Genomic DNA, 2,520 nt, shown 5'->3' on the forward strand with positions numbered 1-2,520 from the left:
GCTCAATCCCGAGCATGGCAAGCGCTATCCGCACGAACTGTCAGGCGGCCAGCGCCAGCGTGTCGTCATCGCCCGGGCGCTTGCGCTGAACCCGCAAGTGGTGATCCTCGACGAACCGGTTTCGGCGCTCGATGTTTCGGTGCAGGCTGGCGTGCTCAATTTGCTCAGGGATATCCAGCAGTCTTTCGGCACATCCTATCTGTTCATCGCACATGATCTTTCGGTCGTGCGCCACATCTCGCACCAGGTCGCGGTGATGTATCTCGGCAAGATCGTAGAGATCGCACCCGCGGCCGAACTCTATTCGAGGGCGCTGCATCCCTACACGCAGGCGCTGCTGTCGGCGGTGCCGCTCGCCAATCCCGAGAAGGAGCGCAAGCGCGAGCGCATCGTACTGACCGGTGACGTGCCGAGCCCGCTCAACCCACCATCCGGCTGCCGCTTCCGCACGCGCTGCTTCAAGGCGCAGGCGATCTGCGCTGCCGTCGAACCGCCGCTCGATCCGGCTGGCGGTTCGCATCGCGTCGCCTGTCATTTTCCGGAGCCGGTCAACACGTTCAAGACTGTGTGATTGGCCTGCCGAATTCACCCGAAGGAATCTTGATCGTGACTGAGGACCATTCCGAGAATGCCGGTACGGCAGGATCCGCGCGCCTGCCGCTCGAAGGCATCAAGGTTCTCGATCTTTCCCGCGTGCTCGCCGGTCCTTGGGCAACGATGAGCCTTGCCGATCTCGGCGCCGAGGTCTGGAAGATCGAGAACATAGATGGCGGCGACGACACCAGGGCGTGGTCGGTGCCGAGCTACAAGGGTGTCTCGACCTACTATCTCTGCGCCAATCGCGGCAAGCAGAGCATCGCGCTCGACATGAAAAGCCCGCAGGGGCTGGCCATCGTGCGCGAACTGGCGGCGAAGGCCGACATCGTCGTCGAGAATTTCCGCTCCGGCACCGCCGACCGCCTCGGCGTCGGTTTCAAGGAACTCAGCGCGCCAAACCCGCGGCTGATCTACTGCTCGATCTCCGGCTATGGTCAGACCGGGCCCGATGCCGGACGGCCCGGCTATGATTTCGTCATGCAGGCCGAAAGCGGCCTGATGGCCATCACTGGCGAGAGCAATGGCGAGCCGATGCGCGTCGGCGTCGCCATCACCGTCATCGTCTGCGGCATGGTCTCGACGCAGTCGATCCTGGCAGCGCTTTACGAGCGCGCGACGACCGGCAAGGGCCAGTTCCTCGACCTGTCGCTGATCGACTGCGCGCTCAGCCTGCTGATCAATATCGGCAGCGGTTACCTCAACACCGGCCGCGAGGTCGCCCGCTACGGCAATGCGCATCCGACGGTTGTCCCCTATCAGATATTCGAGGCCTCCGATGGCGGCTTCGCGCTGGCCGTCGGCAATGACCGCCAGTTCGCGGCGCTGTGCGAGAAGGTCCTTGATCTGCCACATCTGGCTGGGGATGCGCGCTTCATCAAGGCAGGCGCGCGTGCCACCAACCGCGAGGCTTTGATCCCCGAATTGGCGGCTGCCTTCAAGACGCGGACGCGCGACCACTGGATGGCAACCTGCGCCGCCGCCAGCGTGCCGGCCGGCACCGTAAAATCGATACCGGAAGTCTTCGACAGTCCCAATGTGCGTGAGCGTGGCCTCGTCCAGACCTTGCCGCATCCGCATCTCGGCTCCGTCGCCATGGTGCGCCCGGCACAGGGACTTGCCGCGCAGCTGACCGCCGACTTTACCGCGCCGCCGATGCTGGGCCAGGACACAGCTGCCGTGCTGGCCGACGTGCTCGGCTACAGCGCCGAGACCATCGACCAACTGATCGGCTCCGGGGCTGTCAGCGTCTATGCGCCTGCCGCCGAACCGATCCCCGCCTGATCTTCCACGGAACGTGGCAGCCCTCGTCTCGCATTTGCGGTTCGACGACTGGTGGTTCTTAACTTCAAGAGCGCGAAGAGCCGCTCCCGGAATTGCTCGGCCGGCTACTTCTGCTGGCCGTAATTCTTGTACCGCCCCCGAATGGCGGCGATCTCGCTGCCCTCGATGAGCACCGGTGTACCGGCGCTGCGCGCCAAAAGGTATTGCCGCGCCAAGGTCTCGAGCTTGATGGTGCGGACGAGCGCCGTGTCGAGATCGCCGCCGAAAGCGATCATGCCATGATTGGCGAGCAGGCAGGCCGACCTGTCCTTGAGCGCGACGACGGCAACCTTGGCCAGTTCGCTTGACGCGAACAGCGCATAGTCCGAACAGCGCACATCATCGCCACCGAAACCCGCGACCATGTAATGGAACAGCGGCAGTCCCTCGCGCAGGCACGATAGCGCCACGCAATGGTCGGGATGGGCATGCACGACGGCACCGGCCTCGGGGAAAGCCTTGTAGATCTCGGCGTGCATTTCCCATTCGCTCGACGGCCGGAACGCCCCCTCCCAGCTGCCATCGAGTTGCATCGGCACCATCTGCTCCGGCCGAAGCGCGCTTGTAGCTATTCCCGTCGGCGTGATCATCATGCCGCTTGTC

General features: G+C 64.2%; 3 protein-coding genes. 2 read left to right on the top strand and 1 reads right to left on the bottom strand.

Going from position 1 to position 2,520, the window contains the following annotated elements; all coding sequences use genetic code 11:
* Positions 1 to 571 (top strand): oligopeptide/dipeptide ABC transporter ATP-binding protein (locus tag EN939_RS29575; RefSeq protein WP_164751325.1); only part of this gene is annotated, 571 nt, incomplete at its 5' end.
* A gap of 35 nt (positions 572 to 606) precedes the next feature.
* Positions 607 to 1,878: a CaiB/BaiF CoA transferase family protein gene (locus EN939_RS29580; RefSeq protein ID WP_127271217.1), complete on the top strand. Its 1,272-nt coding sequence runs from the start codon at positions 607 to 609 to the stop codon at positions 1,876 to 1,878.
* 104 nt (positions 1,879 to 1,982) lie between these two features.
* Here EN939_RS29580 and EN939_RS29585 read toward each other — a convergent pair.
* The coding region (locus EN939_RS29585) for a class II aldolase/adducin family protein (protein WP_127271219.1) at positions 1,983 to 2,520 on the bottom strand (538 nt) is incomplete at its 5' end.

It is taken from the genome of Mesorhizobium sp. M7A.F.Ca.CA.002.05.1.1 (assembly GCF_003998335.1).
Classification (GTDB): Bacteria; Pseudomonadota; Alphaproteobacteria; order Rhizobiales; family Rhizobiaceae; genus Mesorhizobium.